The sequence below is a fragment of the Thermoflexus sp. genome (genome assembly GCF_034432235.1).
Taxonomy (GTDB): Bacteria; Chloroflexota; Anaerolineae; order Thermoflexales; family Thermoflexaceae; genus Thermoflexus.
In genome coordinates, this window is sequence record NZ_DAOUCJ010000111.1 from 60,978 (window position 1) to 74,528 (window position 13,551).

The following is a 13,551-nucleotide window of genomic DNA, read 5'->3' on the forward strand; positions in this document are numbered from 1 at the left end:
CTGGGATCTCGAGGATCCATCCGGTTTCCCCAGATCCTGGCCCCGGGGTTTCCTGCGGCAACAGCCGTCGCCCGAGTTGATTCTCGGAGCGGATCGGAAGGTGCCTGCCCTCCCTACGCCGCGGCGGGGGGAGGGAAGAAATCGATTCGTGGGGGGAAGGAGGAGAGCGTGTCGATTCAGGACGTGGTGGAAGCGATTCGGACCCGTTTCGGCGAGGCTCTTCAGGAGATCATTGAGTTCCGAGGGGAAACGACCCTGGTGGTCCGTCGGGAATCCCTGGTGGATCTCTGTCGTTTTCTCCGGGACGATCCTGCATGTCGATTTAATTTCCTATCTGATCTGTGCGCGGTGGATTACTGGCCGGATCGGCCCCGTTTTGCGGTCAACTATCATCTCTACTCCCTTCCCCACAACCTCCGGCTTCGAGTAAAGGTCTTTGTGGAGGAAGAGGACCCGGTGGTCCCCACGGTAACCGGGATCTGGCCCACGGCGAACTGGCACGAGCGGGAGGTTTACGATCTCTTCGGCATCCGCTTCGAAGGCCATCCGGATCTGCGCCGTATCCTGTTGCCGGAGGACTGGGAAGGGCATCCGTTGCGACGGGATCACCCCCTGGTGGTGGAGCCGGTCCAGTTCTCTTTTAACTGGCGGGAGATCGATTCCCGGAAGCCCTACGTGAAGGAATAACTTCCTTCTCTTCGGGGGCCGGCTCGGGACGCTCCCGGTGAGGGTCCGCAGCACGACTCTGAGCCCGTGAAGCTCCATTCCCCAAGGAAAGGTTAAGCGCTCATGGCGATCCGGGAAGGCGAGGTTCAGGAATTCACGCTGGAGCAGTTGAAGCATCTGGTCTCCGAACGAGCGCTTCGAGGGGAGACCATCCTTTTGAATGTCGGCCCGCAGCATCCGAGCACCCATGGCGTGTTACGCTTGCTGGTCGAGCTGGACGGCGAGACCATCGTCTCCGTCGTTCCCGATATCGGCTATCTGCACACGGGCATCGAGAAGCATTGCGAGTCGAAGACCTACACCAAGATCATCCCCCTGACGGATCGCATCGATTACCTCTCCCCGATGTCCAATAACCTGGCCTACGTGATGGCCGTGGAGAAGTTGCTGGGAGTGGAGGTTCCTCTGCGGGCCCAGTATATCCGGGTTATCCTCACGGAGCTCCAGCGCATTGCCAGCCATCTGGTCTGGCTGGGAACCCATGCCCTGGACATCGCAGCGATGAGCGTGTTTCTCTACTGTTTCCGGGAACGGGAGATGATCCTGGACATCTTCGAGATGGTCTCCGGCCAGCGGATGATGGTCTCCTATTTCCGCGTTGGCGGGCTGTGGCGCGATGTCCCCGAGGGGTTCGAGGATGCGGTGCGCGCTTTCCTGAAGCTCATGCCGTCCCGGATCAATGAATACGAGCGCCTGTTGAAGCGGAACCCACTCTGGCTTCGGCGGACGAAGGGGGTGGGGGTGATCTCGCCGGAGGAGGCCATCGCCTGGGGGATCACCGGCCCCTCCCTGCGGGGCTCCGGGGTGAACTACGATGTCCGCAAGGCCCAGCCGTATTCCTCCTATGATCACTTCGAGTTCGACATCCCGCTGGGGGAGAACGGCGACGTTTATGACCGTTTCATGGTGCGCATCGAGGAGATGCGCCAGAGCCTGCGCATCATCGACCAGGCCCTTCGACGCCTCCCGAAGGGGCCCTACATCACCCCGGATCGCAAGGTGACGCCGCCGCCGAAGGAGGAGCTGGCCTGGAGCATGGAGGCGCTGATCCATCACTTCAAGTTCTGGACGGAAGGGTTTAGCCCGCCGCCGGGCGAGGTCTATCACGCCGTGGAATCTCCGCGCGGGGAGTTCGGGGTCTACATCAACAGCGATGGCTCCCCGAAGCCCCGCCGGGTCCATTTCCGGGCGCCCTCCTTCGTCAATCTCCAGGCCCTCCCGATCATGGCGAAGGGATGCCTGGTGGCCGATCTCGTGGCCATCATCGGCAGTATCGACATCGTGCTGGGGGAAGTGGATCGCTGAGGGGGCAGGTTCGCCGGCCTATCCTCAAGTCAGGAGGTGAGGGATGCCAGAGGTGGTGATCCGCGGACGCCGCATGTTCTACGAGGAGCACGGGAGAGGGTTCCCGGTGCTGTTCGGGCACAGCTACCTGTGGGATGCCCGGATGTGGGAGCCCCAGGTGGCCGTCCTCTCGCGGGCCTACCGCTGCATCGTGCCGGAGATCTGGGCCCACGGCCGCTCAGACCCTCCGCCGCATTCGCCCTACTCGGTGGATGAGCTGGCGGAGGACATGTGGGCTTTCGCCCAGGCCCTGGGGCTCTCCCGGTTCGCGGTGGTCGGCCTCTCGGTGGGCGGGATGTGGGGGATGCGCCTGGCCCTGAACCACCCGGAGGCCGTCGCCGCCCTGGTGCTGATGGATACCGATGCAGGCGCGGAGCCGGAGGAATCCCGGCAACGGTATTTCGCCATGATGGCCGCCGTGGAGCAGGCGGGGGCGCTCCCCCCGCCCATCCTGGAGGCGCTGGTGCCCTTCTTTTTCTCGCCCGTCACGGTCCAGCGGGACCCGGAGCTCATCGCCCGGTTCAAGGCGGCCCTCGCCGCCGTCCCGCCCGAGCGCCTGCCGGGGATCCTGGCCATCGGGCGGGGGATCTTCAGCCGGACCTCGGTGCTGGAGCGGCTGGGGGAGATCCGGGCGCCGACCCTGGTGGTGGTGGGGGCCGATGATGTCTCGCGACCCCCTCATGAGGCGGAGCGGATGGCCCGGGCGATCCCCGGGGCGCGCCTGGAAGTCATCCCCGAGGCCGGGCACATCGTCAACCTGGAGCGCCCCGATGTGGTGACGCCCCTGCTGGAGGCGTTCCTGGCCCAGGCGCTGGGGGAGGGAGGGCGATGAGCGGGCAGCTCACCCATCGTTACGCCCGCCAGATCCTGGATGCGGCCCGATCCATCATCGGTCCAGAGGCATGGCGGGATGCGCTGCGGCGGGCCGGGCTGGAGCGTTATGAGGAGGCCTTACCACCCCTCAGCCCGGAGCCGGGGGTCACGTTCCAGGAGATCTCCGCGTTCTGCTACGCCATCCGGGAGCGGTTCGGCCCGGATGGGGGCTGGATGCTCCGCCGGATCGGGCATGAGGTCCTGCGTCGGGATCTCCAGGCCTATGGTTGGGTGGCGAACTTGATCCGCATGGTCTCCGGGTTCCTGCATGCACCCCGGGAGCGGGTTTACAACGCCTGGCAGCGGGCGGCCGCGGTGGTCCGCACGGAGACCGGCTCTTCGCCCCGCGTGTGGCGGGAGGGGGATCGGATTTACTGGGAGAACCCCTCCTGTCCTTACTGCGTGGATATCCGCTGTGCGGAGCCGTGCTGTGATCTCCCCGCCGGCGTGCTGGAGGCGCTGACAGCCTGGGTGCTGGAGCGGCCGACGGAGGCGGTCCACGTGATGGAGGAAGCCTGCCGCGGCCGGGGAGACCCCGCCTGCCGCTATCGGGTCGAGGTGTGAGGGGAACTCCGCGGGCGCTGGGCTCGCGCGTGCGGAAAGCAGGGTTTTCCATCCTGAATCGAGGCGGAGAGGATGCTCCGGGAGAAATACGCGCAGGAGATTGAGGCGATCCTGGCGAAATATCCGGTGAAGCGTTCGGCGATCCTCCCCCTGCTCTATCTGGTGCAGCAGGAATATGGCTACTGCACCGAGGAGGGCATCCGGGAGGTGGCGGAGATCACCGGCGTCAGCCCCACGGAGGTTCGGGAGGTGGTGGGCTTCTACACCCTTTTCTATGATCGCCCCATCGGCCGCCACCGGATCCAGATCTGTGATGATCTCCCCTGTGCGCTGCGAGGGGCGGACGAACTGGTGGCGTATGCCATCCGCCGCCTGGGGGTGCGCCCCGGCGAGACCACGCCGGATGGCCGGTTCACCCTGGAGACCGTGATGTGCATCGGAGCGTGCCATCGGGCGCCCGCCATGCAGGTGGATCTGGAGTTTGTGGAGCATGTGACCCCCGAGGTTTTCGATCGAGTGATTGAAGATCTCTCCCGGGATGGGATGTGATGGGACGCTATATCCTGTTGCGACATCGGGAGATCCCCGATCTCCATCGTCTGGAGGTCTACGTCCGCCACGGCGGCTATGAGGCGTGGCGGAAGGCCCTCACCGCTATGACCCCGGATCAGGTGATCGAGGAGGTGAAGGCCTCCGGCCTGCGGGGGCGAGGCGGGGCGGGCTTCCCCACCGGGATGAAGTGGTCCTTCGTGCCGAAAGATGTGTTCCCGAAATATGTGGTGGTCAACGCCGATGAATCCGAGCCGGGGACCTTCAAGGATCGCGAGATCATGGAGGGGAATCCCCACCAGCTGATCGAGGGGGCGCTTTTGGCTGCTTATGCGATCCAGGCGGAGCGTGTTTATATCTATATCCGTGGGGAGTACCGCTCGGTGGCCCGCCGCCTGGAAGCGGCCATCGCGGAGGCCTACGCGGCTGGCTTCATCGGCCGCAACGTCCTGGGCACGAGTTATTCCGTGGAGATGTTCGTTCACCTGGGGGCCGGGGCTTATATCTGTGGGGAGGAGACGGCGCTCCTGGAATCCCTCGAGGGGAAGATCGGCCATCCCCGGGTGCGTCCGCCGTTCCCGGCGACCTATGGCCTCTACGGCCAGCCGACGGTGGTCAACAACGTGGAGACTCTGGCCAATGTGCCTCCGATTATCCTCCACGGCGCGGCCTGGTATCGGACGATGGGAACGGAGAAAAGCCCGGGCCCCAAGATCTTCTGCCTGAGCGGCCGGGTGCGCCGGCCGGGCAACTATGAGGCGGAGCTGGGCAAGATCACCTTCCGGGATCTCATCTTTGGGGAAGAATACGGTCAGGGCCTGCTGGAGGATGGGCGGACGGTGAAGGCCATCCTCCCGGCGGGGGCCTCCGCCCCCATGCTGCCGGCCTCCGCCCTGGACACCCCCCTGGATTACGAATCCGTCCAGGCCGCTGGCTCCATGCTGGGTTCGGCTTCCATCATCGTCCTGGATGACACGGTGGACATCGTCTGGGCGGCTTACAAGATGGTGCGGTTCTTTCAGCATGAGTCCTGTGGCAAGTGCACGCCGTGCCGGGAGGGAACTTACTGGTTGCGCCGGGTCTATGAGCGGATCATCGCCGGTCGCGGACGCCCTCAGGATCCCGAGCTTCTGGAGAGCATCGCCCGTCAGATGGCGGGCAAGACCCTCTGCCCCCTGGGGGACTTCGCCACCAGCCCGGTGCTCTCCAGCCTGAAGTATTTCCGAAAGGAATACGAGGCCTATCTCCAGCGCGTGGCGAAGACACCCGCGGAGATGCCTGCCTGAGCGGCGGGAGGCCTGGAGACGCGCACGTCCAGGCCAACCCCAGCAAGGGTAAGGCGGTGGCTGGATTGCGTGGATGCCGATGGCGGGAGGGACGATGCCCCGTGCGCCTTTCTCGTGGAGCGGGGATTTAACCGAGGAGGAGATCCGGCGAATCCTCCGCGAGGGGGATCCGGAGGAGCGAGCTCGCCTGATCGGGCGGATCGTCTCGGAGGCCCCCTTCGAGGCCATCTGGCAGTATGTCACGCCGGCGGAGATCGCGGCGAACTGGCCGGTGGTCCGGCGCTACATCTGGCCGCCGGACCTGCGCGAGATCTGGGAGTGGGGTCTCCATGTCTGGGGATATGAGGTCGCTTCTGACGCCCCTCCAGAGGAGGGTGCTTAAAGCGTTCTTCGCCAGGCCCTTTGCTCACCAGTTCGTGCTCACTGGAGGGACCGCGCTGGCTGCCTTTTACCTGTTCCATCGAATCAGTGAGGATCTGGACCTGTTCACGCCGAACCCAGGGGACATGCAGGACGTGGAGCGTGGGATAAGCGACATCGCCCATCAGGAAGGGCTGGCGGTGGCGCTCGAACGACGCTCCCCTTTTTTCTGTCGTGTCTTCCTGTTCGAAGCGGAGGGCTCCTCACCCTTGAAGGTGGATCTCGCCTATGATCCTGGACCCTGGTTCGGCTCCCCGGTGGAGCGGGAAGGAATACAGGTGGATTCCCTGGAAAACATTGCGGCCAACAAGGTAACCGCTCTGATGAGCCGTGGCGAGCTGCGGGATTTCATCGATCTTTACTTCGTTTTGAAGGATACGGGTTGGACTTTCGATCATCTGCTGACCCTGGCGCGTCAGAAGGATCCGGGACTGAAGGAGTTCTATCTGGCGGGTTTCATTCATCAGCAGTTGAAGCGGATGCGGGCCCTTCCGCCTTTATACCGGCCTCTGGATCTGGAGGACTTCCGACGGTTCTATGCGGACCTGGCGGAGACATTGATGCGTCGCTCCAGGCCGGACGTCTATGGGGGCTGAGGGGAGGGGTTAGGGAGCGGCGACACCGCGTCTCTCCGCCCTGAACTCACGATGAGGAGTGAGGAATGGCAGGAACGGTGCGGATCCTGATCGATGATCGCTCCATCGAGGTGCCGGCCGGCATGCTGGTGGTGGACGCGGCCAAGCAGGCCGGGATCGATATCCCGGTGTTCTGTTACCATCCCAAGCTCGAGCCGGCCGGGATGTGCCGGATGTGTCTGGTGGAGGTGGGGACGATCCAGGTGGATCCGAACACCCGGCAGCCCCTCCGGGATGAGGAGGGACGGCCGGTGGTGCGCTGGATGCCCCGCCTTCAGACCGCCTGCACCACCCGGGTCGCCGAGGGCATGGTGGTGCGGACGAACACCCTCCAGGTTCGGGAGGCCCAGCGGGCGGTCCTGGAGTTCCTGCTGACCAGCCATCCTCTGGATTGCCCGATCTGCGACAAGGGCGGGGAATGCCCCCTCCAGAATCTCACGATGCGCTATGGCCCCGCCGAATCCCGCTTCGACTACTGGGATAAGATGCACCAGGAGAAGCGGGTCCCCCTGGGGGATCTCATCATCCTGGATCGGGAGCGGTGTATCCTCTGCGGCCGCTGTATCCGTTTCCAGGAGGAGATCGCTGATGATCCGGTGCTGGGGTTCTCCGATCGCGGGCGGGGCATGGAGATCATCACCTTCTCCGATCCGCCCTTCGCCAGTTACTTCTCCGGTAACACCACGGATATCTGTCCGGTGGGCGCCCTGACCACCACGGATTTCCGATTCCGGGCCCGGCCCTGGGAGATGACGCCGATCCCTAGCATCTGCCCCCACTGCCCGGTGGGCTGCAACATCACCCTGGACATACGGCCCTCGGCCCGCAAGGGTGGATGGGATATCCTGCGGGTGATGCCGCGCCAGCATGAGGAGGTCAATGAGATCTGGATCTGCGATAAGGGGCGCTTTGTGCATCACTTCGCCACGGCGGAAGATCGCCTCCGGCAGCCCCTGATCCGGCGGGACGGTGAGCTGGTCCCGGTTTCCTGGGAGGAGGCGCTGGATCGCGTGGCGGAGGCCATGCGGCAGGCCGGATCTCGGGCCGCCGGCATCATCGGGGATCGTCTTCCCAACGAGGATCTTTACTTGTTTCGCAAATTGTTCGAGGAGGCCCTGGGATCCCCCTGGGTGACTATGGATCCCCCGGTCTTCGGAGGGGAGTGGGTCGCCCGTTACGGGGTGGGGGTCGGCACGGACTTCGGACGGATGGGGCCGGGGAGCCTGATCGTGGTGATGGCGGGCGATCTGGAGGAGGAGGCTCCGGTCTGGTTCCTGCGCGTCCGGGGGGCGGTGCGCCGGGGCGCCCGGCTGATCGTGGCGGGGGGCAAGCCCCAGAAGGCCGAACGTTATGCGGATCCGATCCTCCGATACCGCTTCGGGACGGAAGTCCTGGTCCTGGTCGGGGTGTTGCAGGTGTTGCTGGAGGAGAACCGGGTGGCCCCTGAGGCTCTTCCCCGATTGGAGGGCCTGGAGGCCCTAAGGAAGGCCGTAGCGGATTACCCGCTGGACGAGATCAGCGATCGGACGGGGGTCCCGGTGGAGCCGCTGAAGGCGTTCGCCCGGGCGATCGCCGAGGCCCGGGAGGTGGTTTTCATATTCGGCCGGGAAGGCGTGATGGATGGCGAGGCGTTCGCGGGAATGGCAGCGAACGTGCTCGCCCTCACCGGCCATGTGGGCCGTCCGAACAACGGCCTGCTTCCCCTCTGGCCCCACGCCAACACGCAGGGAGCCCTCGATTTCATCGGCGTCCGCCCGCTCCCGGAGGAGGTCCCGGCCCTTTATGTGGTCGGGGCGGATCCGGTGGGGGATGGACGAGTGATGCCGCGGACGGGTTTCCTGGTGGTCCAGGATCTCTTCCTCACAGAAACCGCCCGGATGGCCGACGTGGTGTTGCCGGCCCAGTCATGGGCGGAGCGGGACGGCACGTTCACCAGTGGGGACCGTCGGGTGCAGCGGTTCTATAAGGCGATCCCAGCGGTTGGCGAGGCCCGGGGGGACTGGGAGATCTTCGTCGCCCTGGCCCTCCGCCTGGGCCAGCGATGGCGGTATCTCTCCCCCGAAGCGGTCATGGATGAGATCGCGCGGACGATCCCGCGCTATGCCGGGATGGATTATGGGGCGCTGGCCTGGACCCGGCCGCAGTGGCCGCCGGTAGGCACCGCGCGGGATCTCTACTTCGGTGGAACGGCCCGGCCGAACACGGCCGGGCTGGGCCGTGCCTGGGCGTCGGAAGCGGAGGACCCCGAGGCCCGATGGCCGCTGTTCTGGAAGGCCCTTGAGGTCCCCTCTGAAGAGGTGATGCTGGCGGTTCCGACCCGCCGGCTCTATCACGAGGGAACGCTGATCGCCCGCACGCCCCATTTGCGGAGCTGGGTGGTTCCGTGGATGGCGCGCATGCATCCGGAGACCGCCCGGCGGTTACAGCTGGAGGCGGGCCGGATGGCCATAATCCAGGCGAACAGCCGGATGCTCCGTCTGCCGGTGGAGGTGGACCCGGCTGTTCCGCCCCAGGTCATCCTGCTTCCGGCGAGCCTGGCCCCTCGCGCCGGCGCCGTGCAGGCCCTTCCGGTGGAGTTCCGGGTGGAGGTTGGGGATGGTGCCCTTCCTCGTTGAGGCGGTCATCAAGAGCACGATCCTGGTTCTGCTGCTGCTGACCGGCTTCGCCTATCTCACCCTGGCGGAGCGCAAGCTGGTGGCCGATTTCCAGGCCCGGATCGGGCCGAACCGGGCGGGCCCTTACGGGTTGCTCCAGCCGCTGGCCGATGCGGTGAAGCTGTGCTTCAAAGAGGATTTCATCCCGGCATATGCTGATCGCATCCTCTTTGTGCTGGCGCCGCTGATCACCCTGATCCCCGCCATCCTGATTTTCGCCGTGATCCCCTTCGGCCCGGAGCTGACCCTGTTGGGGCATCGGACCCGTCTCCAGTTGACGGATGTTAACGTGGGGGTTCTCTATATTGTAGCCGTCACGTCGATCAGCGTGTATGGGATCACCCTGGCCGGATGGGCCTCGAACAATAAATACGCGCTGCTGGGAGGCATCCGGGCCTCGGCCCAGATGATCAGCTACGAGCTGGCGATGGGGCTGGCGATCGTGAGCGTGGTGCTGACCACGGGGACTCTCCAGGTGAGCGGGATCGTGGAAGCGCAGCGCAACGGGTGGTTGCTCTTCCTCCAGCCGCTGGCGGCGATCATCTTCTTCATCACCGGGCTGGCTGAGATCAAACGGGCGCCCTTCGATCTGGTGGAAGCGGAACAGGAGCTGACAGCCGGGTATCTGACAGAATACAGCAGCATGAAGTTCGCCCTCTTCTTCATGGCCGAATACGTGAAAATGATCGGCTTCAGTGCCCTGATGACCACCTTCTTTCTGGGCGGATACCTGGGCCCCTTTGTGGACCAGTATCCCGCCCTGGGGGTGGTTTACTTCACCCTGAAGGTCGCCCTTCTCATCTTCTTGATGATCTGGATCCGGGCCACGCTCCCCCGGATCCGGTATGATCAGCTGATGGCCCTGGGATGGAAGGTGCTGTTGCCGCTCTCTCTGGCGAATGTGATGGGGACCGCGGTGGTGGTGGCCTTAACGGCCTGAGATCGCTGAGGTCGGGACAGGCCCCTGCGGCTTGCTCACCGAGGGGGGTGCCGATCGGTTCGCGGAGAGAGGCGATTCCGCCTCCCGGGTAGGAGCTGAACAGCGTAAATCCTTTTCCAAAACCTCTCGCGCTGGGAGCGAGGTGATCCGATGGTCACGGAATTGTTCCGGGGATTGTGGACGACCTTTCAGGAATTCATCCAGACCAACCTGCGAGGCCCGGTGACGTATCCCTACCCGGAAGTGAAGCGGCCCCTGCGGGTGCGCTTCAAGGGGGTGCACGAGCTGCGTCGCTACAGCAATGGGCTGGAACGCTGCATCGGGTGCGCCCTGTGCGCCGCCGCCTGCCCGGCGGACGCCATTTACGTGGAGGCGGGGGAGAACACGGATGAGGAACGTTACTCCCCGGGCGAGCGGTACGCGAAGGTCTACGAGATCAACCTGTTGCGTTGCATCTTCTGCGGCTACTGTGAGGACGCCTGTCCGACCAACGCGATCGTCCTGACCGATAAGATCCCGCCGGCAGGCTATACGCGGGAGTCCTTTATCGTCACCAAGGCGCAGCTGCTGGTGCCGCCCCCGCCGGGCGTGCCGGGCACCCCCCAGCGGACCACGGATCCGGCCCTGCGCACCCGCTCCATCTGGGAGGAGGGGCTGGTGAACGAGCCGGTTTAGGGTCAGCAGCTGCCTGCAAACTCCAGATCGGAGGTCCTCTTGGGCGAGCTGGTCATATTTTATCTGCTGGCCGGGATCGCCATCGCCACGGCCCTGGCGATGGTGATCACCCGGAACGCGGTGCACAGCGCGCTGTTCCTGGTGCTGAACCTGGTGGTGGTGGCGGTTTTCTATCTTCTGCTGGGCGCCCCCTTTGTGGCGATGGTTCAGATCGCCGTTTACGCCGGGGCGGTGATGGTGCTTTTCCTGTTCGTAATCATGATGCTGGGGGCGGAGCGGGTGGGGGGGACGACCGGCCTCCGCTGGCAGGCCCCGCTGGCGGGGGGTCTGGGAGCCGCGCTGATCGGAGGGGCGCTGTTCGCTTTTCTCCAGACGCCGGCAGGCCTGGCGCCCGCTGGGAGCCTTCCGGCCCCCTTGGGGGATCCCGCAACCATCGGCGAGCGGCTGCTCACGACCTATGTGCTTCCTTTCGAAATCACGTCGATCCTCCTGCTCATCGCCATGGTAGGCGTAGTGGTGCTGGCCCGGGATTCCCGATCGGAGGGGAAATGATGGTCACATTGACCCATTATCTGGCCCTCAGCGCCATCCTCTTCGGGATCGGCGCTGTCGGTTTTCTAATTCGCCGGAACGCGTTGATCGTTTTTATGTGCGTGGAGCTGATGTTGAACGCGGCGGGCCTGGCCTTCGTGGCCGCCTCCCGCTACCGTGGCCTCCTGGAAGGACAGCTCACGGTCTTTTTTGTATTAACCGTGGCCGCCGCGGAAGTGGCGGTGGGCCTCGCCCTGATGGTCGCCATCTTCCGCACCAAGAAGACCACGAACGTGGATGAGCTCAGCAGCTTGCGAGGCTGAGACGGCCTGAGCCTGGAGGATATTTCCTGGAAAGTTTGGGCAGGACGCCGGCGGTGCCCTGCTTGACTCTTTGGAGATCGAACCAGCCGTGAGGAGCCCGGAATGGAAGCCCTGTTCGCATGGTCCTGGCTGATCATCGCTTTTCCATTGCTCGGATTTCTGATCAACCTGGTTTCCACGGGTCAGACCCGGGAGCGGACGGTGGGGGTGGTGGCCTCGATGGCCGCGGCGGCGTCCTTCGGGATGTCGGTTCTGGTCTTCGCGGCCCTGCTGGCCCGTCCGCCGGAGGCCCGGCTGGTGGAAGTCCGCCTCTACCGCTGGGCGATCGTTCCCCCACTGACGGCGGAGGTGGGATTACGGATCGATCCCCTCTCCACGGCCATGGCGCTGATCGTCACCCTGGTGGGGACGCTGATCCACGTTTACTCCATCGGCTACATGGCGGGCGATCCCCATATCCGTCGCTTCTTCATGTTCCTGAACCTGTTCCTGGCCTCCATGCTCCTCCTGGTCCTGGCCGACAACTTCCTCGTTCTTTTCGTGGGCTGGGAGCTGGTGGGGCTCTGCTCCTATCTCCTGATCGGCTTCTGGTTCGAGGTCCCCTATAACGCCTGGGCAGGCCGCAAAGCCTTCATTGTGAACCGCATCGGGGATTTCGGCTTCACCCTGGGCCTGTTGCTGCTCTTCTGGACCTTCGGCACGTTCCGCTATGGGCCGATTTTTGAGGCGGCGGAACATGGGGCGGTGGAGAAGGGGGTGATCGCTCTCATCGCCCTGCTTCTGTTTGCGGGGGTGACGGGCAAAAGCGCCCAGATCCCGCTCTACGTCTGGCTGCCTGATGCGATGGCCGGCCCCACGCCGGTCTCCGCGCTGATCCATGCAGCGACCATGGTCACGGCAGGGGTTTACCTGATCGCCCGTGCCCATCCCCTTTTCGCGGCGGCACCCCTCATCCAGGGGGTGGTGACGTTGATGGGTGCGGTGACGGCGTTGTGGGCCGCCCTGATCGCCATCGGCCAGTTCGACATCAAGCGGGTGCTGGCCTTCTCCACGATCTCCCAGCTGGGCTACATGGTGGCGGCCGCCGGAGCCGGAGCCGTCGGGGCCGCGATCTTCCATCTGGGCACTCACGCCTTCTTTAAAGCCCTGCTCTTCCTGGGGGCAGGCTCCGTCATCCATGCCCTGGAGCATGCTCATCGCCATCATGGCGGGTCCTCGCCCTTTGATCCCAATGACATGCGCCGGATGGGGGGATTGGCCCGACGGATGCCCCTCACCTTCTGGACGTATGGGATCGGGGCGGCGGCGCTGGCGGGGCTCCCTCCGCTGGCCGGGTTCTGGAGCAAGGATGAGATCCTGGTCTCCCTGAGGGGCATAGGGGGATGGGCGACGTTCGCCTATGGGCTGCTGCTGGCGGCTGCTTTCCTTACGGCGTTCTATATGACCCGCCAGGTGGCCATGGTTTTCGCGGGCGCCCCCCGAAGCCATGCGGCCGCTCATGCCCACGAGAGCCCGTCGGTGATGACCGTGCCCCTGGCGATTTTCGCTTTCTTCTCCGTGGTGGCTGGCTGGATCAATGCCCCGGGGTTCGGGGCCCTCAGCGCCTGGCTGGAGCCTGAGCATCCACCGGTTTTCCATCCGGAACCGGCGCTGTTGGGCACCCTGATCGCCCTGGCCGGGATCGGAGCGGCGTGGGCGATTTACCGTCCTCCGGCATGGCCGGAGGGAGTGGAGGACCCATTGCGCCCTGTGCTTCGGGGTTTCTTCCCGGCGTTGAACCGGAAGCTCTATGTCGATGAGCTCTATGATTTCCTCTTCGTTCGTTCTTTCGAAAGGGTGGCGAGGTGGGTAGCGGAGGTGGTGGAGCCGCGTGGGATCGACGGGGCGGTCAACGGCCTGGCCCGCCTGGTGCAATCGGCGGCCGGAAGGGTGCGCCGCTGGAGCAGCGGCTACGTGCGCCAGTATGGCCTATCGGTGCTGATCGGCGCGGTTCTTCTGGTGTTCTACATTCTCTGGGCGTTGCGATAAGGA

The 13,551-nt window shown here is 64.8% G+C and carries 14 protein-coding genes; all 14 read left to right on the forward strand.

Annotation, left to right across the window (positions count from 1 at the left end; genetic code table 11):
• Window positions 1-168: 168 nt before the first annotated feature.
• Window positions 169-687: an NADH-quinone oxidoreductase subunit C gene (locus VAE54_RS13670; protein ID WP_322802531.1), complete on the forward strand. Its 519-nt coding sequence runs from the start codon at window positions 169-171 to the stop codon at window positions 685-687.
• A 102-nt stretch (window positions 688-789) separates the two neighbouring features.
• The gene (gene nuoD, locus VAE54_RS13675; RefSeq protein ID WP_322802532.1) at window positions 790-2,031 is read left to right on the forward strand and encodes an NADH dehydrogenase (quinone) subunit D; all 1,242 of its coding nucleotides are present in this window, start codon (window positions 790-792) and stop codon (window positions 2,029-2,031) included.
• Window positions 2,032-2,074: 43 nt separating this feature from the next.
• A complete protein-coding gene (locus VAE54_RS13680; RefSeq protein WP_322802533.1) occupies window positions 2,075-2,902 on the forward strand; it encodes an alpha/beta fold hydrolase in 828 nt (275 codons plus the stop codon).
• Window positions 2,899-3,507 carry a hypothetical protein gene (locus tag VAE54_RS13685; RefSeq protein WP_322802534.1) on the forward strand — a complete coding sequence of 203 codons (609 nt, stop codon included), beginning with the start codon at window positions 2,899-2,901 and terminating at the stop codon, window positions 3,505-3,507. Before VAE54_RS13680 ends, VAE54_RS13685 begins: the two co-directional genes overlap by 4 nt.
• Before the next feature lie 72 nt (window positions 3,508-3,579).
• Window positions 3,580-4,056 carry an NADH-quinone oxidoreductase subunit NuoE gene (nuoE, locus tag VAE54_RS13690; protein WP_322802535.1) on the forward strand — a complete coding sequence of 159 codons (477 nt, stop codon included), beginning with the start codon at window positions 3,580-3,582 and terminating at the stop codon, window positions 4,054-4,056.
• Entirely contained in the window at window positions 4,056-5,342 is a 1,287-nt protein-coding gene (gene nuoF, locus VAE54_RS13695) for an NADH-quinone oxidoreductase subunit NuoF (protein ID WP_322802536.1), read from the forward strand. Before nuoE ends, nuoF begins: the two co-directional genes overlap by 1 nt.
• Window positions 5,343-5,436: 94 nt before the next feature.
• Window positions 5,437-5,724 carry a hypothetical protein gene (locus tag VAE54_RS13700; RefSeq protein WP_322802537.1) on the forward strand — a complete coding sequence of 96 codons (288 nt, stop codon included), beginning with the start codon at window positions 5,437-5,439 and terminating at the stop codon, window positions 5,722-5,724.
• On the forward strand, window positions 5,717-6,358 hold the full coding sequence (locus VAE54_RS13705) for a nucleotidyl transferase AbiEii/AbiGii toxin family protein (RefSeq protein ID WP_322802538.1): 642 nt from the start codon (window positions 5,717-5,719) through the stop codon (window positions 6,356-6,358). The genes VAE54_RS13700 and VAE54_RS13705 overlap by 8 nt, the downstream gene beginning before the upstream one ends.
• 65 nt (window positions 6,359-6,423) lie before the next feature.
• Window positions 6,424-9,012, forward strand: a complete 2,589-nt coding sequence (gene nuoG, locus VAE54_RS13710; protein WP_322802539.1) for an NADH-quinone oxidoreductase subunit NuoG — start codon at window positions 6,424-6,426, stop codon at window positions 9,010-9,012.
• Window positions 8,993-9,991 carry an NADH-quinone oxidoreductase subunit NuoH gene (gene nuoH / locus VAE54_RS13715; RefSeq protein ID WP_322802540.1) on the forward strand — a complete coding sequence of 333 codons (999 nt, stop codon included), beginning with the start codon at window positions 8,993-8,995 and terminating at the stop codon, window positions 9,989-9,991. The genes nuoG and nuoH overlap by 20 nt, the downstream gene beginning before the upstream one ends.
• 150 nt (window positions 9,992-10,141) lie before the next feature.
• Window positions 10,142-10,666 carry an NADH-quinone oxidoreductase subunit NuoI gene (gene nuoI / locus VAE54_RS13720; protein ID WP_322802541.1) on the forward strand — a complete coding sequence of 175 codons (525 nt, stop codon included), beginning with the start codon at window positions 10,142-10,144 and terminating at the stop codon, window positions 10,664-10,666.
• 39 nt (window positions 10,667-10,705) lie between these two features.
• Window positions 10,706-11,218 (forward strand): NADH-quinone oxidoreductase subunit J, encoded by a 513-nt coding sequence (locus VAE54_RS13725; protein ID WP_322802542.1) that lies wholly within the window; start codon window positions 10,706-10,708, stop codon window positions 11,216-11,218.
• Window positions 11,218-11,520, forward strand: a complete 303-nt coding sequence (nuoK, locus tag VAE54_RS13730) for an NADH-quinone oxidoreductase subunit NuoK (RefSeq protein ID WP_322802543.1) — start codon at window positions 11,218-11,220, stop codon at window positions 11,518-11,520. Before VAE54_RS13725 ends, nuoK begins: the two co-directional genes overlap by 1 nt.
• 102 nt (window positions 11,521-11,622) lie before the next feature.
• Window positions 11,623-13,548, forward strand: coding sequence for an NADH-quinone oxidoreductase subunit L (nuoL, locus tag VAE54_RS13735; RefSeq protein WP_322802544.1), 1,926 nt, complete (start codon window positions 11,623-11,625; stop codon window positions 13,546-13,548).
• Window positions 13,549-13,551: the final 3 nt, after the last annotated feature.